This window comes from Variovorax monticola (assembly GCF_051216855.1).
Classification (GTDB): Bacteria; Pseudomonadota; Gammaproteobacteria; order Burkholderiales; family Burkholderiaceae_C; genus Variovorax.
Window position 1 is genome coordinate 244289 of sequence record NZ_JBPJZP010000005.1, and the last position, 19236, is coordinate 263524.

Below are 19236 nucleotides of genomic sequence, written 5' to 3' on the forward strand. Positions count from 1 at the left end.
ATCAATCGATGAATTAATTTCGATTGCATCATAAGACGCGTCGTCGCCCAATCGCGGCCGAACGGAGACACGCATGCCGACGACAACGACGACTGCCCACACAGCCCCCCCACCCCCACCTCCGCCCGTTCTCGGGTTGCACCACTTCGCCTGGCGCTGCCGCGACAGCGAGGAAACCCGCCGCTTCTACGAAGACCTGCTGGGCCTGCCGCTGGCCCACGTCATCCAGAGCGACCACGTGCCGAGCACGGGCGAGTACTGCCCCTACGTGCACATCTTTTTCCAGATGCGCGACGGTTCGTACATCGCCTTCTTCGACCTGGGCGACGACACGGCGGCGCTGCCCTCGCCCAACACGCCTTCGTGGGTGAACCACATCGCGCTGCGCGTCGATTCGGTGGCCGACCTGCAGGCGGCCAAGGCGCGGCTCGAAGCCGCGGGCGTCGAGGTGCTGGGCGTGACCGACCACCACATCATCGAATCGATCTACTTCTTCGACCCCAACGGCATTCGCGTGGAACTGACCACGCCCACCGTGCCGCAGGCCGAGATGGACGCGCATGCGCTGCGCGCGCGTGCCGACCTCGACGCGTGGACGGTGCGCAAGGCCGCGCTGCGCGCAGCGACGAAGGGCGCAGCGCATGTCTGAACTGCAACTCGCCGTCATCGACGTGAAGCCCGGCGCGGCGATGGAAAGCCAGTCGGGCCTGCAGCTGCTGCGCCCGCGCATCTACGGCGCTTTTTGCGCGCCACAGGGGCCGAAGAAGGTCGCGGCCATCGTGATGCACCCGACCAGCAACTTCATGGGCCACTACCTGATCGCCCCGCTGGCCGAGCGCGGCATCTGCTGCATGGGGCTGAACTCGCGCTTCGTGGGCAACGACACGGTGCTGCTGATGGAGCGCGCCATCCAGGACCTGGGCGCCGGCGTGCGGCACCTGCGCGAAGCCGGCTACGAGAAGGTGTTTCTCGTCGGCAACTCGGGCGGCGCCGCGCTCGCGGCCTTCTACCAGGCGCAGGCCGAAAACCTCACCGCCACCCACCTGCCCGACGGTGACCCCACGCACCTGCACCCCACCGACCTGCCGCCGGTGGACGGCATCGCGCTGTGCGCCGCGCACCTGGGCCGCACCCGGCTGATGCGCGACTGGATCGACCCCTCGGTCACCGACGAGCACGATCCGCTGTCGGTGGACCCCGAGCTCGACATGTACGACCCGCGCCACCGCATGCCCTACGACAGCGACTTTCTGGCGCGCTTCAGCGCGGCGCAGAAGGCGCGGCTGGAGCGCATCGAGCAGTGGTGCGTCGAGCGCCTCGCGCTGCTGCGCGGCACGGCGGGCGCGCCGCGAGACCAGACCTTCATCGTCTACCGCACGCACGCCGATCCGCGCTGCGTGGACCTGTCGCTGGACGCGAACGACCGGCGGCCCGGCAGCGTGTGGGGCGACGCGCGGCAGGTGAACTACTCGGCCAACGCCATGGGGCGCACCACCTCGCTGACGGCGTTTCTGTCGCAATGGTCGTCGCGCTCGCAGGCCGACGGGCCGGCCAACCTCGCGCGGACCACAGTGCCCACGCTGCTGCTGACCTACACGGGCGACCAGTCGACCTTTCCGAGCACGCGCGACGCGTGGCTGGCCGCGGGCGGCGCTCGCATCCGCAACGTCGACATCGTGGGCGGCAACCACTATCTGGCGGGGCAGCCCGAGCTGGTGCCGCAGGCGGCCGACGCCATCGCCGAATTCGCGCACGCGCTGTAGCACCCCACGACAAAGACATGAAAAACTTCGCTTTCGCGCCGGCCTACGAGTTGCCGGCATGGCCTTTCACGCCACCCCCTGAACTGCAGAGCAAGAAGGTCGTGCGCCACCCCATCGTCATCGTCGGCGCCGGGCCTTCCGGCCTCACGCTGGCCTGCGACCTCGCACAGCGCGGCGTGTCCGCCGTGCTGCTCGACGAGGACGACACCGTCGGCGTGCGCGGCGCTTCGTCGCGCGGCATCTGCTACGCGCAGAAGAGCCTGGAAGTCTTCGAGCGCCTGGGCATCTACGAGCGCATCGCGGCCAAGGGCATCACCTGGTCGTTCGGGCGCACCTTCTCCGGCGACGACGAGGTCTACCACTTCAACCTGCAGGCGAACAGCGTTTCGAAGCAGCCGCCGTTCATCAACCTGCAGCAGTTCTACGTCGAGTGGTTTTTGGTCGAGCGCATCCTCGAGCTGGGCGTGACCGACGTGCGGTGGAAGAGCCGCGTGACGCGCGTCGAGCCACTGGCCGACGGCGTGCGCCTGGACATCGAGACGCCTGCCGGCAGCTACACGATCGAGGCCGACCGGCTGATCGACGCGACCGGCGCCAGCAGCCCGATTCGCACACAGCTCGGCATCGAGGCCCATGCCTCGCGCAGCACCGACCGCTGGTGCATCAGCGACGTGCGCTTCGAGAAGCCGCTGCCCACCGAGCGCTGGACCTGGGTCGATGCCCCCTTCAACGAAGGCCGCGGCGTGTGGCAGCACCTGATGGCCGACGGCGTGTGGCGCATCGACTACCAGATGCCCGAGGACTGCGACACGGCCGCCATCAGCCGGCCCGAGGTGGCGGGCGCGCGGCTGCGCGCGCAGCTCGGGCCCGACGTGGCGTTCGAGTTCGTGTGGATCGGGCCCTACGGCTACCGCGACCACCTGCTCGACAGCTTCCGGCACGGGCCGGTGTTCTTCATCGGCGATGCGGCGCACGTGGTGAGCCCGTTCGGCGCGCGCGGCGGCAACAGCGGCATCCAGGACGCGGCCAACCTGGGCTGGAAGCTCGCGCTGGTCGCGCAAGGCCAGGCCGGCGATGCGCTGCTCGACAGCTACGACGCCGAGCGCCAACCCGCCGCGCAAGAGAACCTGCAGGTCACGAGCCGCTCGGCGCGCTTTCTGGCGCCGCGCTCGCCGGCCGAACACACGCTGCGCCGCGCGGTGGTGGCGCTGGCGGCGCGCTACCCGTTCGCACGCGCGCTGGTGAACACGGGGCGCATGTCGGTCGCCAACGCCTACCCGGCCGCCCCGCATTTGCCCGAGGGCGCGCGCACTGTGCAGAACCTGCCGCTGCGCTGGGCAGACGGGCGCGAGACGACGTTGATGCAGTTGCTCGCCGAAGGCACGCAATGCATCGGCCTGTGGTTCGCGCCCCCACGCGCGCAGGCCGACGCAGCGCTCGAGGGCACGGCTTCGTTGCCGCTGCGTCTGCTGGCCGTGGGCGGGGACAGCGGCCTGCCCACGCTGCAAGCCGACGACACGCTGGCCGCCCACCTCGGCATCGAAGAAGCAGGCGGCTTCGCGCTGGTGCGTCCCGATGCCTACCGCGCGGCCGTGCTGCAGAACGCCACGCCTGAAGCCATTGCCTCGGCTTTGCGCACCGCGCTCGCACACAACGACAACCCATGAACATCGAACCCCGCATCCCCGACCCCGACGGCTTCTACGCGGCGCTGCTCGCCGCGCACGAAGGCCGCACCGACGCGCAGAGCGCCGACCTCAACGCGCGCCTGGTGCTGCTGCTGGCCAACCAGTGCGCCGACCAGGGCGTGCTGCTCGCCTGCATCCACGCGGCAGCGGCCGCGCAAGACCCCACGACCCCCCACGCACCATGACCACTTCCGTCTCCTTCGCTTCGGCTTCCGACACCCGCGAGCAGAAGCCGCAGCTGCGCGAGCTCGCGCCCGGCGCCTACGGCTACATCAGCGACTTCGACCCCAACTGCGGCTTCGTCGTCGGCGACGACCAGGTGGTGCTGATCGACACACGCCCCACGCCGCGCATGGCGCGCGACTTTCTCGCGGCCATCCGCACGGTGACCGACAAGCCCGTGAAGACCATCGTGCTCACCCACTACCACGCGGTGCGCGTGATGGGCGCGAGCGCCTTCGACGAGGTGGCGCAGATCGTGGCGAGCCACGGCACGCTCGACTGGATCCGCACGCGCGGGCAGGCCGACTTCGACTCCGAGGTCGGCCGCTTTCCGCGCCTGTTCGCGGGCGTGGAGGAGATTCCGGGCCTGACCTTTCCGACGCTGAGCTTCGCCGGCGAGATGAGCCTGTGGCTGGGCCCGCGCCCCGGCACGGGCCGCGAGCTGCGCCTGATGGCGCTGGGCCGCGGCCATTCGAGCGGCGACACGGTGGCCTGGCTGCCCGACTGCGGCGTGCTGTTTTCGGGCGACGTGGTCGAGAACCACTGCGGCGTGTACGCGGGCGATGCCTACATCGGCGACTGGGCCGGCACGCTCGACGCGGTGCGGGCGCTGAACCCGCGCGTGCTGGTGCCGGGCCGCGGCGCGGTGCTGCAGAACGAAGCCGCTTGCGCAGAGGCCATCGACCTCACCAAGGACTTTCTCTCCACGCTGCTCGACAGCGTGCGGGCCGGCATCGCCGCGGGCGAAACATTGCGCGGCTGCTTCGCACGCGCCGAGGCGGCCATGGCGCCGCGCTTCGGCAGCTGGCCCGTGTTCCAGCACGTGCTGCCCTTCGACGTGTCGCGCGCCTATGACGAGCTGCGCGGCATCGAACACCCCGTGGTGTGGACCGCCGAACGCGACCGCGAGCTCTGGCAGGTGCTGCGCGGCGAATGACCTGAACCGATTTCACAACAAGCACCGGAGACAACAAACGATGAAACGATTCCTTCCCCTGATGGCCGCGGCGCTTGCGCTGGCGAGCGCCCCCTTCGCGTAGGCGCAGCCGGCCGCCTACCCCAGCCAGCCGATCAAATGGATCGTGCCCTACTCGGCCGGCGGCGGCACCGACAACCTGGCGCGCACGCTGGCCGAGGCCATGCAGCCATCGCTGGGGCAGCCGCTCATCATCGACAACCGGCCCGGTGCGTCGACCAACATCGGCGTGTCGGTGATGATGCAGGCCAAGCCCGACGGCTACACGGTGATGCAGGCCGAGAACGCGGCGCTGCTCTTCAACGAGCACATGTTCGTCAAGCTGCCGTACAAGCCCGCGAGCGACTTCACCTACATCGGCACCATCGGCCGGTTTCCGGTGGCACTGGTGGTGAACCCCGACTTTCCCGCGAAGACCGTGGCCGAGTTCGTGCGCTACGTGAAGGCCAACCCCGACAAGGTGAGCTACGCCTCGCCCGGCAACGGCTCGCCGCACCACATGGCGATGGAGCTCTTCAAGCAGAAGGCCGGCCTGACGATCACGCACGTGCCGTACAAGGGCGCCGCGCCCGCCATGACCGACGTGATGGGCGGCCAGGTGCCGGTGATGATGCTGGACCTGGCCTCGGGCCTGCCCATCATCAAGTCGGGCAAGGTGCGGGTGCTGGCCATTGCGCTGCCGCAGCGCGCGAGCGCCCTGCCCGAAGTGCCGACCTTCGTGGAAGCCGGCTTCAGCGACGTCAACGCCTACGCCTTCCACGGCCTGATCGGCCCGGCCGGCATGCCGCCCGAGGCGGTGGCGCGGCTCAACAGCGAGCTGCACAAGGCGATGAAGGCACCGAAGGTGGTGAAGCTGTTCGCGGACTTCGGCTTCGAGGCGCTGCCCGGAACGCCGCAGGACTTCTACAAGCTGTCGCGTGCGGAAAGCGACCGTTGGGGAAAGATCATCGCGGCCGCGGGTGTGAAGCTCGACTGACCGGACCCCGTTGGCCCTCTACCAGCCCAGGCCGAGGTGCAGCGGCAGGTAAACCGCCATGCCGGCGACCATGGTGCCCAGCACCCCGCGCCGCCAATAGAAATACGCCGCACCGACGACCGCCGCATACAGGCGGGCGTCGTGCAGCGTGGTGATCAGGTGGCCCTGCGTCATGACGATCTCGGGCGCGATCACGCCCGCGAGCGCGGCGGCCGGCGCGTAGTGCAGCGCGCGGTGCGCCCAGTCGGGCAGGCCCCAGGGCCGGTCGAGAATGAAGAAGAAGCAGCGGGTGAGCACGGTGACCAGCGCCAGGCCGACGATCACGCCCATGGTCCACCAGTCCGTCGTGGCGCTCACTTGTCGTCCTCCGCCGTCGGGTCGAGGCCGAACTGCTTCTCCAGCCAGAAACACAGCAGCACGGCCACGCCGATGGCCACCACGATGTTGAGCTTCAGCGGCAGCGCATAGGCCGCCACGGCGGTCACGCCGGCAATAAGCGCGGCGAGCAGGCGCAGGCGGGTGGTGGCCATCGAGCACACGATGGCCACCAGGCTGAGCACGCCCGCGAAACCCAGGCCCCAGTTCTGCGGAATGAAGTTGGCCAGCGCCACGCCCAGCAGGCTCATGCCCATCCACGCGCACCAGGTCACGAAGTAGTTGCCGGTGAGGTAGGCCTCCTGCGACTCCTGCTCGGAAATGGTCAGCGGCGGCTTCGGGTACTTCTTGGTGAAGAGCGCATAGCTCATGTCGGCCGTGAGGTAGCCGTGCAGCATGCGGCGCCAGCGCGGCATGTGCATGAGGTAGGGGCGCAGGTGCAGGCTGAACACCACGAAGCGCAGGTTGACGCAGAAGCCCGTGGCCAGGATGACCCAGGCCGGCGCGCCCGCGAACAGCAGCGGAATGGCCGCCAGCTGCGAGCTGCCCGCGTAGACCAGCAGGGTCATGGCCAGCGCCTCGATCACGCTCATGTTCGACTTGACCATGGCCACGCCGGTCATCAGGCCCCAGGCACCGATGCCCAGCGCGACCGGCGTCATGTCGCGCAGGCCGACGCGGAACTCAGGGCGGCTGCGAATGCGCTGCGAGAGGAACATCAGCCGAAGGCCTGCCCGGGCTTCAGGTCGAAGCCGCGCAGGAAATCGGCCACGGCCAGGCGCTTGCCACCCGGTCGCTGGAGTTCGGTGACGGTGACGGCCGAACCGGCGGCGGCCACGGTCACGCCGGTGTCGCCGACGGACAGGATGGTGCCCGGTGCGGCCTGCTCGGTAGACGCGGCCTCGGCGTGGGCGGCCCAGAGCTTGACGGTCTCGCCGTCGAGCGGGCTGTTGGCGCCGGGGAACGGATCGAAAGCCCGGATGCGGCGCACGATGGCGTCGGCCGGCTGGGCCCAGTCGATCAGCGCCTCGTGCTTCTCGACCTTGTGGGCATAGGTCACGCCTTCGGCGGGCTGCGGCGTGCGCACGAGCGTGCCGATGTCGGCAAGCGCCTCGACGATCATCCTGCCGCCCAGTTCGGCCAGCCGGTCATGCAGGCGCGCGGTGTTGTCGCTGCCGATGTCGACGGCCTCGCGCAACAGCATGTCGCCGGTGTCCAGGCCCGCGTCCATCTGCATGATGGTGATGCCGGTCTGCGCGTCGCCGGCCTCGATGGCGCGGTGGATGGGCGCGGCGCCGCGCCAGCGCGGCAGCAGGCTCGCATGGATGTTGAGGCAGCCGTGCACCGGCAGGTCGAGCACCCACTGGGGCAGGATGAGGCCGTAGGCCGCCACCACCATCACGTCGGGCCGGGCGGCCAGCAGGGTGTCGCGCGCGGCCGAGGCCTCGTCGGGGTACTTGCCGTCCAGCCGCAGGCTGCGCGGCTGCGCCACCGGCCACTGGTTGGCGACGGCGCATTGCTTGACGGGGGAGGCCTGCAGCTTCATGCCGCGGCCGGCGGGGCGGTCGGGCTGGCTCATCACCAGCACGATGTCATGGCCGGCGGCGGCGATGGCCTCCAGGGCGACGCGCGCGAACTCGGGCGTGCCCGCGAAGACGACTCGGAGGCGGCTCAATCCCGGACCCGATCGAGCTCGAGATCGTCTCCCGTGTGATAGCGCCGCACCACGCCGGTGGGGTCGATGTAGATGTACAGCATGCGGCGTTCGTTCACGGCCTTGTAGCGCCAGGTCCAGACGACACCGTCGAAGGAACTGACGCGGCTGGTTTCATAGGGGCGGCCATAAAAGGCCATCACGTCGTTCTGGCGCCACTGGCCGACCAGGATGTCCTGCCCGAAGCGCGCCTCGCTCAGCACCTGCGTCACCGAGACGACCTTGCCGGCGGCATCGACGTCGATGTCGGTCACCTCGAAGCCGGCCGGCATGCGCGAGTACTGCAGCCGCTCGCCGCCACCGGTGAGCGGGTAGCGGCCGGTGGGGGCGCCCAGGCGCTGCAGGGTGTCGGCGGCGGTGGCGCCCGGCTGGACGCGCGTGGGTTCGTTCGCGCAGCCGGCCAGGCCCAGGGCAGCCACCGAAAAGACCGCCAGCGCCGCGAAGGAGCCGAAACGACGTGAGGTCATGAGGGTCAGGCCTGTTCGCGCAGGTCTTCGCGCTGCTGCTTGAGCAGCTTGCTCTTGATGCGGTTGCGCTTCAGGGGAGAGAGGTATTCGACGAACACCTTGCCGAGCAGGTGGTCGAGTTCGTGCTGGACGCACACGGCCAGCAGGCCTTCGGCCTCGAGGGTGTGCTGCTCGCCGTTCTCGTCGAGCGCCTGCACCTTGACCGAGGTGGAACGCATCACGCCGTCGTAGATGCCGGGCACCGAGAGGCAGCCTTCCTCGTTCAGCACCTTCTCGTCGCTGGCCCAAGTGATTTCGGGGTTGATCAGCACGATCGGCTGGTTGCGCTCCTCGGACACGTCGATGACGACAAGGCGCTCGTGCACGTCGACCTGGGTCGCGGCCAAGCCGATGCCGCTGGCGTCGTACATGGTCTCCAGCATGTCGGCAACCAGGGCCTTGATGCGCGCGTCGACGCCCTGCACCGGCTTGGCCACCGTGTGCAGGCGTTTGTCCGGGTAACTCAGAATGATTCGTTTAGCCATGAAATCGGGGGGAAGTTGTGGCTATTTTCGCCAATTCCGCGACCAGACGCGACGCGCGGCGCCGAAAACGTTGCCCTCCCAGGGGCTTCAGCGCAGAATTCGTAGCAAATTGTGAGATTCGTATGCGCGGCGATACTTCGCGCGCTCACCATCCAGACATGAAAAAGCTCAGACTCACCGACCAACAGCGCCCTCATCTTCTTGCAACGCTGACTGCCATGGCGGTGCTCGGCGGCTGCGGCGCCACGACGGCCTGGGCACAGAACTACCCCGTCACGCCCCAGCAGCGCGCCACGGCCCAGCAAACCGCCCAGCAGGGCGTGCCGCTGAGCGAACTGGCGCCCAGCGCGCCCGACGAATACACGGTCAAGCCCGGCGACACGCTCTGGGCCATTTCGCGCCTCTACCTGCTGCGCCCCTGGCGCTGGCCGGAGCTCTGGGGCATGAACATCAATGAAATCGCCAACCCGCACCGCATCTACCCGGGCCAGGTGCTCTACCTGGACAAGACCGGCGGCCGCGCACGCCTGACCACCCGCCGCGGCGGTTTCGGCGGCGACGGCGGCACCATCAAGCTGTCGCCCCGCACCCGTTTCGATTCGCTGGCCGGCATGGCATTGCCCACGCTCAACCCGAGCGTCATCGAGCCCTTCCTGAGCGAGCCCATCGTGGTGGACGCCAACACGCTGGACAACGCGCCGCGCATCGTCGCCGGCAACGACAGCCGCGTGCTGCTGTCGCGCGGCGACCGGGCCTATGCCCGCGGCAACGCCGAATCGCCGCTGGTCGAGGCCGCGGGGCCGGTGCAGAACTTTCGCGTCTTCCGCAACGCCACGCCGCTGAAAGACCCGGGCACGGGTGAAATCCTCGGCTACGAGGCGCAGTACCTGGGCAAGGCGCGGCTGCAGCGCGGCGAGTCGACCACCATCGAGACGGTGGAAGACAAGGACGTCATCACCGTGGTGCCGGCAAGCATCGACATCGTCGCGTCGCGCGAGGAAATTCGCGCAGGCGACCGGCTGCTGCCCGAGCCCCCCCGCCAGTTGCTGAGCTACGTGCCGCGCGCACCGTCGACGCAGGTCGAAGGCCGCATCATCTCGGTCTACGGCAATGCGGTGCAGTTCGCGGCGCAGAACCAGGTGGTGGCCATCAACAAGGGCACGCGCGACGGCGTCGACAACGGCCATGTGCTGGCCATCCTGAAGAACGGCGAGACCATCCTGGACCGCACCGGCGCACGCAAGGAAACCCTCAAGCTGCCGAACGAACGCATCGGCCTGCTGATGGTGTTCCGCACTTTCGAGAAAGTGTCCTATGCGCTGGTGCTCGAAATCAACGACACTCCGCGCGCCGGCGACTTTCTCGTCAATCCCTGACCTGCGGCCCCGGCTTTCTCGAACACACGTTTGGAACGCGCAGAACTCGCAGGCTGGCTGCGGCTTTCACTGACGCCGGGCGTCGGCGACGGCGCCGCTCGGCGGTTGCTCGCGGCCTTCGGGCTGCCTGAGCACGTCTTCGCGCAGCGCGATGCAGCGTTGCGCGAGGTCGTCTCGCAAGCCCAGGCCGCTGCATTGCAGCAGACCCCCCCCAACCTGCAGGCGCAGATCGACCTGACCTGGCAGTGGCTGCAAGCCGCGGGCAACGGCACGTCGCGCCGCGTCGTGACGCTCGGCGACGCCGGCTATCCCGCGTCGTTGCTCGAAATGACCGACCCGCCGCTGCTGCTCTACGTGCTGGGCGCGGCCGACTACGACCTCACGCAGCTCGGCCACAGCATCGCCGTGGTCGGCAGCCGCAACCCCACGCCGCAAGGCGCCACCAACGCACGCAGCTTTGCCCGCGCGCTGGGCGAGGTGGGCCTGCCGGTGGTGTCGGGCCTGGCGCTCGGTGTCGACGGCGCGGCGCACCAGGGCGCGCTCGACGCGGCCGGCGACACGCCGCGGCTGGCCACGGTGGCCGTGGTCGGCACCGGGCTCGACCGCGTGTACCCGGCACGGCACCGAGACCTGGCGCATCGCATCACGCAGCAGGGGCTGATCGTGAGCGAGCTGCCGCTCGGCACGCCGCCGCTCACGCAGAATTTTCCGAAGCGCAACCGGCTCATCGCCGGACTGGCGCGCGGCACGCTGGTGGTGGAGGCGGCGCTGCAATCGGGCTCGCTCATCACCGCGCGGCTCGCGTCGGAGCAGGGCAAGGAAGTGTTCGCGATTCCGGGCTCGATCCATTCACCGCAATCGCGCGGCTGCCATGCGCTGATCCGCCAGGGCGCGAAGCTCGTGGAGTCGGTGAGCGACATCCTCGAGGAGCTGCCACCGCTGCGGGCCCCGGTCGCGGCGGCGGCTTCGTCCAGCGCCGGCAATGGACATGCGGCCGCCCCGAGCGAAGATCCGCTGCTGGACGCCCTCGGCTTCGACCCCGTGAGCCTCGACGCGCTGAGCGCGCGCACCGGCTGGAGCGCGGCTGCGCTGCAGGCGAAGATGCTCGAGCTCGAACTGGACGGCCAGATCACACGCCTGCCCGGCGGCCTGTTCCAGCGCATGGCCACCACCTGACTCGCCGGTGCTCCTTCCCAAGCGAAGGAGAAGTGACACGAAGTGCACCAAGCCCGAGGGCGAGCGACCACTTCCTGGGCTATATTGGGCTCATGTTCGAAGTGCTTGTTTTTGTGTACGAAAACTATTGGCGCGGCGATGCGTGCCCCGAACCCGAGCAGTTGGGCCGCAAGCTCAGTGCGCACGGCTTCGAGGCAGACGAAATCCGCGATGCCCTTCACTGGCTCGACGGCCTGAGCCTTGCCACGCAAGGCATGCAGATAGAGCATCACACCAAGGACAGCGCCACGGTCACGCTTCGCGGCGCGCCCGAAGCGGCCATGCCGCAGTCGAGCAACGCGATGCGCGTCTACTCCCAGGCCGAGCAGGAGCACCTCGGTGCCGAATGCCTCGGCTTCATCAGCTTCCTCGAGTCGTCCAATGTGCTGCCCTGCGGCCTGCGCGAGATCGTGGTCGAGCGCGCGATGGCGGCGCCGGGCGATCCGGTCGCGCTCGACGAACTCAAGATCATCGTGCTGATGGTGCACTGGAGCACCGGCATCGAGCCCGATGCGCTGGTGCTCGATGAGCTCTGCGAGTCCAGCGAAGGCCGCACGGCCCACTGACCCGGCCAACCCGGCGGCTGGCTAGTTCAGCAACCGCTCCGGATTGGCATCCAGCTTCGCCAGCGCCTCGCGCGTGGCGCGCACGGTCAGCGTTTCTTCCTCGGCCGGTACCAGCAATCCCGCCTGCAGGTAGCTCGCGAGCCGTCCCGCCTGGATCAGGAAGCTGCGGCCGTCCGCCGAGGCGAACAGGTGGAGCTTCTTGCGCTCGCTGCGCCAGACGAACTGAACCTGGCTCACGCGGTCGTTGTGGTCCAGCATGAACCAGTTGCCCACCTGCAGTTCGTGCGCCCAGGCCAGCATGTCCTCGGCCACCCTGGTGCCGCCGGCATCGGGGATCACCTCGATCGATGCGGCGTCCACCCCCAGCAGCAGTTCGATGCTGTGGGCGTCCAGCGGCAGGTCGTCGCCGGCCCCGCCCTCGTCGCTCACGAAGTCTTCCAGGTGCGTCAGCCGCTCCGCCATGGCTTCGATCTTGGCCTGCGGAATGGCCTCGGTCTTCGACAGGAAGGCGTCGGACAGCGTGGCACCGATGATCTTGATGTGCGCTTCCTGCGGCTCGTCGACGATGCCCAGCAGCGCCATGCCCTGGCGCAGGCGCTGCAGCAGTTGCGGCAGGTCCTGAATCACGCGGGCGCGGTCGGTGCGGTTGGGCTTGGCGCTCGCGGCCCACACCAGTTCGGAGGCCACGCGCTTGAGCATGACGGTCTGTTCGCCCTGCGCGCCGTAGCGCAGGGCCGCAATGGCCAGCACCTCGGCCCAGATCTTGAACAGGAACTCGCGGATCTCCTCGCGCACCGGCATGTCGTTGAGCATCTTGCGCAACTCGATGGTGTACTGGATCGCCATCGTTTCCTTCTGCTCGACCTGCTGCGCCACGCTCATCACGCGCTGCGTGGTGTCGCTCTGGGTCAGGTAGCGGCTGAGGAAGGCGACGAACTCGTCGAACACCAGCTTGAACACGCGCTGGCCTGTTTCAGGGTATTGCTCGATGACCTGTACCACGCGGCGGATTTCGCCTTCGAGCGCGCTGCCGGTGATGGCAGCCGCATCGAAGCCCATGACGCACGAGCCCATGCGGTCGATCAGCATGCGCGCGGGATGCTGCAGCGTGCCGAAGAACTCGGGCTCGGCGATGGCCACGCGCAGTACCGGCATCTGCAGGCGGGCGAACCACACGCGGGCGGAGAAAGGAATGCGCTCTTCGGCCAGGATGGCCTGGAACATCAGCGCCACGATCTCGACCGTGGCCTTGTCGGCCGTGGTGGGCGCGCGCTTCTTGAGCTCGGCGGTGCGCCGGCGCATGTCGACCGCGGTCTGCTGCATCAGCGTGGCCTGCTCGCCAGTGCCGTCCATGAACTGCGTGGCGGCCATCCGGTAGGCGACCTCGGCGTCGGCGATGGCGCCGGCGAACGTTCTGGAAAAAACACGAGGCGCCGCGGTGCCGGCGCCCGAGCCCGGTTGGCCGCCAACGGCAGCGCCGACACCACTGCCGCCAGCACCGCCGCCGGTCGCGCGTCCTTCGGCGCCGGGCGCCGCGTAAGGCCCGGCCGAGCCGCCGGTGTCGCCACCGATGCGTGCGGCAACGAAGCGCTTGAGGCTCAGCAGCGCCGTCTGCGCACGCTGCCGCGCGATCGCCAGCGGCGAGCCGCCAGTGGTGGTCGAGGACGTCGTTGTGGTGGGCATGGGCGCCGCGTTCGACGACGCGGAAGGCTGCTGCCCGTCGAATCCGGCGCTGGCGCGCTGCCCGCCGCGGGAGCCGCCCGGCATGCCGCTGTCCATCGGCACACCCGACGACGTGGCCGGTCCGCCACTGCCGCTGCTGCCGGCACCGCCCGCATTGCCCGTGCGGCGCACGAAGCTCTTGAGATCGATCTCCTCCATCACGCCATTGGCGATCAGGAAAGCGTTGGCGCTCTGGTAGGCCTTGACCACCACCTCGACCAGCCCCTGCTGCACCGTGTCCTGCACCCGGGTCCACAGCCCGCGGCTCAGGCCGGCGGCCAGCCATTGCTCGACCAGCAGCTTGGCCAGCGTTTCGGGCTTGAGCACGTCGCGGGCGTCGAGTTCGCTCGTGCCTTCGAGGTGCTGGATGCGCAGGCGCAGGTCGCTGAGCTCGAAGCTGCCCTTGTCGTGGATCATCTGCGCCAGGCGCGACGAGAGGATGTTGGTTTCCACCACCTCGTTGCCGATCAGCTCGAGCCGCAGCGCCGACGGCACCGCCGACACACTGCCGGCCGAAGCCTCCAGCGCCTTGCGCCAGCCGGTCTGCGCCAGCGTCACCCATTGCGTGGCCTGGCCCTGGAACGCCACGAAGTCGTCGCGGTGTTCCTGCATGGCGCGGGCATTGCTGGCCTCGGAGGAAATGGCGGTCAGCCGGTCCCGGATGGCGCGCGCCAACGGCGCAATGGCACCTTCCGTGGCCAGAACGAAACGCTCACGCGTCTCGCGTGCGAGCTGCTGGGAAGAGGCGGACCGCGCAATGCTCATTGAAAAGTCGGGAAGACCTGGATATTCGAATTCGATTCGTCAGCAACAACCGAGAGCTTGCATCGGGATGCGCAACCGCACAAGTGTGGAGAGTGCCCGGCGTTGCATGCGAACCGCGGCGCGGCCTGCCCGCTGCCGCCTGATTGAAGCCTGAAGTATCCGTCAGACCACCGCGCCGGCGTTGGGATCGTCTTCGGACTCCCCGTCTCGCTTCGTCGGGCCGCCCTTGACCAGGTCTTCGCGCTTGATGCCCAGCCACATGGCGATGGCCGCCGCCACGAAGCACGACGAGTAGATGCCGAAGAGGATGCCGATGGTCAGCGCCAGCGCAAAGTAGTGCAGCGTCGGGCCGCCGAAGAAGAACATCGACAGCACCACCAGCTGGGTGGAGCCGTGGGTGATGATGGTCCGGCTGATGGTCGAGGTGATCGCGTTGTCGATGATCTCGGTGGTGTTCATCTTGCGGTAGCGCCGGAAGTTCTCGCGAATCCGGTCGAAGATCACGACCGACTCGTTCACCGAGTACCCCAGCACCGCCAGCACCGCTGCCAGCACTGCCAGCGAGAACTCCCACTGGAAGAAGGCGAAGAAGCCCAGGATGATCACCACGTCGTGCAGGTTGGCCAGCACGGTGGCCAGCGCGAACTTCCATTCGAAGCGGAACGCCAGGTAGATCATGATGCCCAGGACCACCATGCCCAGGGCCTTCAGGCCGTTGGTGGTGAGCTCTTCGCCCACCTGCGGCCCGACCACCTCGATGCCGCGCTGCGTGGCCGACGCGTCGACCGACTTCAGCGCGCCCATGACCTGCGCGCTCTGCTGGTCGGAGCTCATGCCCTTCTGGGCCGGCAGGCGGATCTGCACGTCGCGCGAGCTGCCATAGCTCTGCACCTGCACGTCGGGGTAGCCCAGCTTGCCGATGGCGTCGCGCACCTTGCCGATGTCGGCCGACTGCTCGTACGCGACCTCCATCACGGTGCCGCCCGTGAACTCGACCGACAGGTGCAGCCCGCGGTGGAACAGGAAGAACACCGCCAGCGCGAAGGTGACGAAGGAGACGATGTTCAGCACCAGTGCATGGCGCATGAACGGGATCGTCTTGTGGATGCGGAAGAATTCCATGGCGCTTGTCCTCGGCCTTTACTTGGTGGCCACGGCCGAACCGTCGGTCGTTGGGCGCCAGACCGTGCCGATCGACACCGTCTTGAGCTTCTTCTTCTGGCCGTACCAGAAGTTCACGAGGCCGCGCGAGAAGAACACGGCGGAGAACATCGAGGTGACGATGCCGATGCAGTGCACCACCGCGAAGCCGCGCACCGGGCCCGAACCGAAAGCCAGCAGCGCGATGCCCGCGATGAGCGTGGTCACGTTGGAGTCCAGGATGGTGCCCCAGGCGCGTTCGTAGCCTGCGTGGATGGCCGCCTGCGGCGATGCCCCGTTGCGCAGCTCTTCGCGCACGCGCTCGTTGATCAGCACGTTGGAGTCGATGGCCACGCCGATGGCCAGCGCCATGGCCGCGATGCCGGGCAGCGTGAGCGTGGCCTGCAGCATCGAGAGAATGGCCACCAGCAGCATCAGGTTGACGGCCAGCGCGATCGAGGAGAACAGGCCGAACAGTGCGTAGTACGCGCACATGAACACCATGATCGCCAGGAAGCCGTACATCACGCTCTTGAAGCCCTTCTCGATGTTGTCGGCGCCCAGGCTCGGGCCGATGGTGCGTTCCTGGATGATTTCCATGGGCGCGGCCAGCGAGCCGGCGCGCAGCAGCAGCGCGAGGTCGCTGGCTTCCACCACCGTCATCGAGCCCGACACCTGGAAGCGGTTGCCCAGCTCGCCGTTGATCGACGGGGCCGTGAGCACTTCGCCCTTGCCCTTTTCGAAGATCAGCATCGCCATGCGCTTCTTGTAGTTGTCGCGGCTGACGTCGCGCATGATGCGACCGCCCTTGGCGTCCATGGTCAGGTCGACCTTGGGCTGGTTGCTCTGCTGGTCGAAGCCGGGCTGCGCGTCAGTGAGGTTCTCGCCGGTGACCAGCACCTGCTTCTTCACGATGACGGGGCGGCCCTGGCGGTCGAGGAATTTCTCGGAGCCGAAAGGCACCGGCCCGCCGCTCAGTTCGGCCGAGCGGCCTTCGGCGCTTTCGTCCACCAGGCGCATCTCCAGCGTGGCGGTGCGGCCCAGGATTTCCTTGGCCTTGGCCGTGTCCTGCACGCCGGGCAGCTGCACGACGATGCGGTCCAGGCCCTGCTGCTGGATCACGGGTTCGGCCACGCCGAGTTCGTTGATCCGGTTGTGCAGCGTGGTGATGTTCTGCTTGAGCGCGGCGTCCTGCAGGCGGCGTGCGGCCTCCGGCTTGATGCTTGCCACGAGGCGCCAGTTGCTGCCGTCCTGGCTGTCGGTGGTGCTCAGGTCGGTGAACTGGTCCTGAATGATGCGCCTGGCCGCCTCGAGCGCGGCCGCATCGCGAAAGCTCACCTCGACGGTCTGGCCGTTGCGGCTCACCGAGGTGCCGCGGATGTTCTTGTCGCGGAAGGTGGTGCGCAGGTCGCTGGCGAAGGACTCGGCCTTCTTGTCGATGGCGCCCTTCATGTCCACCTGCAGCAGGAAGTCGACGCCGCCGCGCAGGTCGAGGCCCAGGTACATCGGGAACGCATGCAGCGCGGTCAGCCACTTGGGCGAGCGCGACAGCAGGTTCAGCGCCACCGTGTAGGGCGGGTCGCCGGCGTCCGGCACCAGGGCGCGCTGGATCACGTCGCGCGCCTTGAGCTGGTCGTCGGGGGTGGTGAAGCGGGCGCGTAGCGAGCCGGCGTCCAGCGTGACGAGGTCGGGCGTCAGGCTGGCAGCCTTCAGCGCCTCTTCGACCCGGGTCTGGGTGGCGGCGTCGACCTTGACGGTCGTCTTGGCCGCAGACACCTGCACCGCAGGTGCCTCACCGAAGAAATTGGGCAGGGCGTAGATGAGCCCCACGAGCAACACGATCACGATGATCGCGTACTTCCAGACCGGGTAACGGTTCATGAGAAAGCGCTTTTCTGAAACGGAACACGGCGTGAATTGGGGCCCTGCGCCGCAAAGCGCAAGGTTCTCAGCTCACGCTTTTATTTGACGGCGCCCTTGGGCAGGACCTGAACCACGGCGCTGCGCTGGATCTTGATCTCGACACCGTTGGCGATTTCGAGGCCCAGGTACTGGTCGCTCATCGAGGTGATCTTGCCGAGCACGCCGCCGGCGGTGGCGACTTCGTCGCCCTTGGCCAGCGCCTCGATCATGGCGCGCGACTCCTTCTGGCGCTTCATCTGGGGCCGGATCATCACGAAATACAGCACCACGAACATCAGCACCAGCGGCAGCATGCTGCCGAGCGAGGACAACATGTCACCGCCGCCGGCTGCAGCAGGCGCGGTTTGGGCGAAAGCAGAGGAAATGAACAAGAGAGTCTCCAGCAGAGGGAAGAGAAAACGATGGGAGCGCGGGCAGCGTCCGCGGTTCCTTGGGGCTTCGCGGCCACATGGAATGCGCACCGCAAGTCAAAGCGCGGCGGGGCTTGGCCGCGCACAGCACCGGGCATTGTATTCGGCGCGGATGGCCGCTTCACGCGCTTATCCGGCGGGGTGGGGAGGGCTTTCCGGGTATTCGAAAAACGCTTTGGATGCTCCGTTTTTGGTAGCAGCCGCATAAATATTGCCGCCATCGGTGCTGTTTTTCACTGCGGCTGGCTTTGCGCACGCCGCTCCGCACGATGCCCCGCCAGACAATTCCTTCGCATCACAGCCAACGCAAGGAGACCGATGAGCAAGCCCCGCCCCAAAAGTCCGGCCGGCGCCGAGCCAGCCGCCATCCATCAAGGCACGGCACCTCTTCTGGCCGACCTGCGGCAATTGATCGAGCAAGCCCGACGAACGGCTGCCGCCGCCGTGAACGCCGGCCTGACGCTGGCGTACTGGCGCATCGGTCACCGCATTCGCACCGAGGTGCTCGGCGGCCAGCGCGCGGGTTATGGCGAAGAAATCGTCGCGACCCTGTCGCGACAGCTGGCGGCCGACTACGGCCGAGGCTTCGAAGAAAAGAACTTGCGGCGCATGATGCAGTTCGCCGAGTTGTTCCCCTCCGAGGAAATTGTCGTATCGCTGATACGACATTTGAGCTGGACCCACCTGCTCGTCCTGCTGCCGGTCAAAGACGCGCTGGCTCGAGACTTCTATTCTCAGATGTGCCAGCTCGAAGGCTGGAGCGTTCGCACGCTCAGGGAGCGCGTGAACTCGCTGCTCTACGAGCGCACCGCACTGTCGCACCAGCCCGAGGCACTGATTCGCCAGGAACTCGGCGAACTGAACCGCCCGAGACCGACCGAGCCCGCCATGCTGCTGAAGGATCCCTATGTCCTCGATTTCCTGGGACTGCAGGATCGCCACCTTGAAAAGGATCTCGAGGACGCCATCCTGCGCGAACTGGAGGCTTTTCTGCTCGAACTCGGCGCCGGCTTCAGCTTCGTGGCACGGCAGCGCCGCATCCAGCTCGACAACGACGATTTCTACATCGACCTGCTTTTCTACAACCGCAAGCTGCGCCGCCTCGTGGCCATCGAACTGAAGCTCGGAGAGTTCCGCGCCGAGTACAAGGGCCAGATGGAGCTGTACCTGCGCTGGCTGGCGCGACATGACCAGGAGCCGGGCGACGCGCCGCCCATCGGAATCATCCTTTGCACGGGCAAGAAGCAGGAACAGATCGAGCTGCTGGAACTGGACAAATCAGGCATCCATGTCGCGGAGTACCTGACCGTGTTGCCCCCGCGCGAGGTGTTCGAACGCAAGATCCACGAAGCGATGCGGTCGGCCCGAGTCCGGCTCGAAAGCCGGCTCGACGGTCAGACCGACTGACCGGCGC

General features: G+C 67.9%; 18 protein-coding genes and 1 pseudogene. 10 read left to right on the forward strand and 9 right to left on the reverse strand.

What is annotated here, in order from left to right:
• Positions 1–73 precede the first annotated feature (73 nt).
• The 6 genes and pseudogenes from ACSFA5_RS18965 to ACSFA5_RS18990 all read left to right on the forward strand — a co-directional run bounded on the left by ACSFA5_RS18965 (position 74) and on the right by ACSFA5_RS18990 (position 5625).
• Positions 74–649 (forward strand): VOC family protein, encoded by a 576-nt coding sequence (locus tag ACSFA5_RS18965; protein ID WP_435445583.1) that lies wholly within the window; start codon positions 74–76, stop codon positions 647–649.
• Positions 642–1763, forward strand: coding sequence for an alpha/beta hydrolase family protein (locus tag ACSFA5_RS18970; RefSeq protein ID WP_435445584.1), 1122 nt, complete (start codon positions 642–644; stop codon positions 1761–1763). Before ACSFA5_RS18965 ends, ACSFA5_RS18970 begins: the two co-directional genes overlap by 8 nt.
• Before the next feature lie 17 nt (positions 1764–1780).
• Positions 1781–3430, forward strand: a complete 1650-nt coding sequence (locus ACSFA5_RS18975) for an FAD-dependent oxidoreductase (RefSeq protein WP_435445585.1) — start codon at positions 1781–1783, stop codon at positions 3428–3430.
• Positions 3427–3636 carry a DUF2783 domain-containing protein gene (locus ACSFA5_RS18980; RefSeq protein WP_435445586.1) on the forward strand — a complete coding sequence of 70 codons (210 nt, stop codon included), beginning with the start codon at positions 3427–3429 and terminating at the stop codon, positions 3634–3636. The genes ACSFA5_RS18975 and ACSFA5_RS18980 overlap by 4 nt, the downstream gene beginning before the upstream one ends.
• Entirely contained in the window at positions 3633–4610 is a 978-nt protein-coding gene (locus ACSFA5_RS18985; RefSeq protein WP_435445587.1) for an MBL fold metallo-hydrolase, read from the forward strand. The genes ACSFA5_RS18980 and ACSFA5_RS18985 overlap by 4 nt, the downstream gene beginning before the upstream one ends.
• Positions 4611–4650: 40 nt before the next feature.
• Positions 4651–5625: pseudogene (locus tag ACSFA5_RS18990) on the forward strand (Bug family tripartite tricarboxylate transporter substrate binding protein).
• A gap of 18 nt (positions 5626–5643) precedes the next feature.
• Here the strand turns inward: ACSFA5_RS18990 and ACSFA5_RS18995 are convergent.
• From ACSFA5_RS18995 to def, 5 genes are read right to left on the reverse strand one after another with little or no spacing between them, the layout of a single operon-like run.
• A complete protein-coding gene (locus ACSFA5_RS18995) occupies positions 5644–5955 on the reverse strand; it encodes an AzlD domain-containing protein (protein ID WP_435445964.1) in 312 nt (103 codons plus the stop codon).
• A gap of 23 nt (positions 5956–5978) precedes the next feature.
• Complete coding sequence (locus ACSFA5_RS19000; protein ID WP_435445588.1) at positions 5979–6719, reverse strand: AzlC family ABC transporter permease; 741 nt, start codon at positions 6717–6719, stop codon at positions 5979–5981.
• Positions 6719–7675: a methionyl-tRNA formyltransferase gene (fmt, locus tag ACSFA5_RS19005; RefSeq protein ID WP_435445589.1), complete on the reverse strand. Its 957-nt coding sequence runs from the start codon at positions 7673–7675 to the stop codon at positions 6719–6721. Before fmt ends, ACSFA5_RS19000 begins: the two co-directional genes overlap by 1 nt.
• On the reverse strand, positions 7672–8181 hold the full coding sequence (locus tag ACSFA5_RS19010) for a hypothetical protein (RefSeq protein ID WP_435445590.1): 510 nt from the start codon (positions 8179–8181) through the stop codon (positions 7672–7674). The genes fmt and ACSFA5_RS19010 overlap by 4 nt, the downstream gene beginning before the upstream one ends.
• Before the next feature lie 5 nt (positions 8182–8186).
• The gene (gene def / locus ACSFA5_RS19015; protein WP_435445591.1) at positions 8187–8705 is read right to left on the reverse strand and encodes a peptide deformylase; all 519 of its coding nucleotides are present in this window, start codon (positions 8703–8705) and stop codon (positions 8187–8189) included.
• 158 nt (positions 8706–8863) lie between these two features.
• On the opposite strand from def, the gene ACSFA5_RS19020 reads away from it, so the two are divergent.
• The 3 genes from ACSFA5_RS19020 (at position 8864) to ACSFA5_RS19030 (ending at position 11862) form a co-directional block, all read left to right on the forward strand.
• Complete coding sequence (locus tag ACSFA5_RS19020) at positions 8864–10081, forward strand: LysM peptidoglycan-binding domain-containing protein (protein ID WP_435445592.1); 1218 nt, start codon at positions 8864–8866, stop codon at positions 10079–10081.
• A 30-nt stretch (positions 10082–10111) separates the two neighbouring features.
• Positions 10112–11257 (forward strand): DNA-processing protein DprA, encoded by a 1146-nt coding sequence (dprA, locus tag ACSFA5_RS19025; RefSeq protein ID WP_435445593.1) that lies wholly within the window; start codon positions 10112–10114, stop codon positions 11255–11257.
• 92 nt (positions 11258–11349) lie between these two features.
• On the forward strand, positions 11350–11862 hold the full coding sequence (locus tag ACSFA5_RS19030) for a Smg family protein (protein ID WP_435445594.1): 513 nt from the start codon (positions 11350–11352) through the stop codon (positions 11860–11862).
• A 21-nt stretch (positions 11863–11883) separates the two neighbouring features.
• Here ACSFA5_RS19030 and ACSFA5_RS19035 read toward each other — a convergent pair whose 3' ends face one another.
• The 4 genes from ACSFA5_RS19035 to yajC form a co-directional block, all read right to left on the reverse strand.
• Complete coding sequence (locus ACSFA5_RS19035) at positions 11884–14349, reverse strand: DUF1631 family protein (protein ID WP_435445595.1); 2466 nt, start codon at positions 14347–14349, stop codon at positions 11884–11886.
• A gap of 162 nt (positions 14350–14511) precedes the next feature.
• Positions 14512–15471, reverse strand: a complete 960-nt coding sequence (gene secF, locus ACSFA5_RS19040) for a protein translocase subunit SecF (protein WP_435445596.1) — start codon at positions 15469–15471, stop codon at positions 14512–14514.
• Between the two features lie 18 nt (positions 15472–15489).
• Positions 15490–17370 carry a protein translocase subunit SecD gene (secD, locus tag ACSFA5_RS19045; protein WP_435445597.1) on the reverse strand — a complete coding sequence of 627 codons (1881 nt, stop codon included), beginning with the start codon at positions 17368–17370 and terminating at the stop codon, positions 15490–15492.
• Positions 17371–17450: 80 nt separating this feature from the next.
• Positions 17451–17783: a preprotein translocase subunit YajC gene (yajC, locus tag ACSFA5_RS19050; RefSeq protein WP_435445598.1), complete on the reverse strand. Its 333-nt coding sequence runs from the start codon at positions 17781–17783 to the stop codon at positions 17451–17453.
• A gap of 357 nt (positions 17784–18140) precedes the next feature.
• Between yajC and ACSFA5_RS19055 the strand changes: the two genes are divergently transcribed.
• Positions 18141–19229 (forward strand): PDDEXK nuclease domain-containing protein, encoded by a 1089-nt coding sequence (locus tag ACSFA5_RS19055; protein ID WP_435445599.1) that lies wholly within the window; start codon positions 18141–18143, stop codon positions 19227–19229.
• The last annotated feature ends 7 nt before the right edge of the window (positions 19230–19236 follow it).

Excerpts from the sequence above, each read along its gene's own strand:
- ACSFA5_RS18980 (WP_435445586.1), top strand. The coding sequence starts at position 3,427 with ATGAACATCGAACCCCGCATCCCCGACCCCGACGGCTTCTACGCGGCG.
- ACSFA5_RS18965 (WP_435445583.1), top strand. The coding sequence starts at position 74 with ATGCCGACGACAACGACGACTGCCCACACAGCCCCCCCACCCCCACCT.
- ACSFA5_RS19000 (WP_435445588.1), bottom strand. The coding sequence starts at position 6,719 with ATGTTCCTCTCGCAGCGCATTCGCAGCCGCCCTGAGTTCCGCGTCGGC.
- ACSFA5_RS19020 (WP_435445592.1), top strand. The coding sequence starts at position 8,864 with ATGAAAAAGCTCAGACTCACCGACCAACAGCGCCCTCATCTTCTTGCA.
- secF (WP_435445596.1), bottom strand. The coding sequence starts at position 15,471 with ATGGAATTCTTCCGCATCCACAAGACGATCCCGTTCATGCGCCATGCA.
- ACSFA5_RS19035 (WP_435445595.1), bottom strand. The coding sequence starts at position 14,349 with ATGAGCATTGCGCGGTCCGCCTCTTCCCAGCAGCTCGCACGCGAGACG.
- ACSFA5_RS18995 (WP_435445964.1), bottom strand. The coding sequence starts at position 5,955 with ATGGGCGTGATCGTCGGCCTGGCGCTGGTCACCGTGCTCACCCGCTGC.
- ACSFA5_RS19010 (WP_435445590.1), bottom strand. The coding sequence starts at position 8,181 with ATGACCTCACGTCGTTTCGGCTCCTTCGCGGCGCTGGCGGTCTTTTCG.
- def (WP_435445591.1), bottom strand. The coding sequence starts at position 8,705 with ATGGCTAAACGAATCATTCTGAGTTACCCGGACAAACGCCTGCACACG.
- secD (WP_435445597.1), bottom strand. The coding sequence starts at position 17,370 with ATGAACCGTTACCCGGTCTGGAAGTACGCGATCATCGTGATCGTGTTG.
- ACSFA5_RS18970 (WP_435445584.1), top strand. The coding sequence starts at position 642 with ATGTCTGAACTGCAACTCGCCGTCATCGACGTGAAGCCCGGCGCGGCG.
- ACSFA5_RS18985 (WP_435445587.1), top strand. The coding sequence starts at position 3,633 with ATGACCACTTCCGTCTCCTTCGCTTCGGCTTCCGACACCCGCGAGCAG.
- ACSFA5_RS19030 (WP_435445594.1), top strand. The coding sequence starts at position 11,350 with ATGTTCGAAGTGCTTGTTTTTGTGTACGAAAACTATTGGCGCGGCGAT.
- ACSFA5_RS18975 (WP_435445585.1), top strand. The coding sequence starts at position 1,781 with ATGAAAAACTTCGCTTTCGCGCCGGCCTACGAGTTGCCGGCATGGCCT.
- ACSFA5_RS19055 (WP_435445599.1), top strand. The coding sequence starts at position 18,141 with ATGAGCAAGCCCCGCCCCAAAAGTCCGGCCGGCGCCGAGCCAGCCGCC.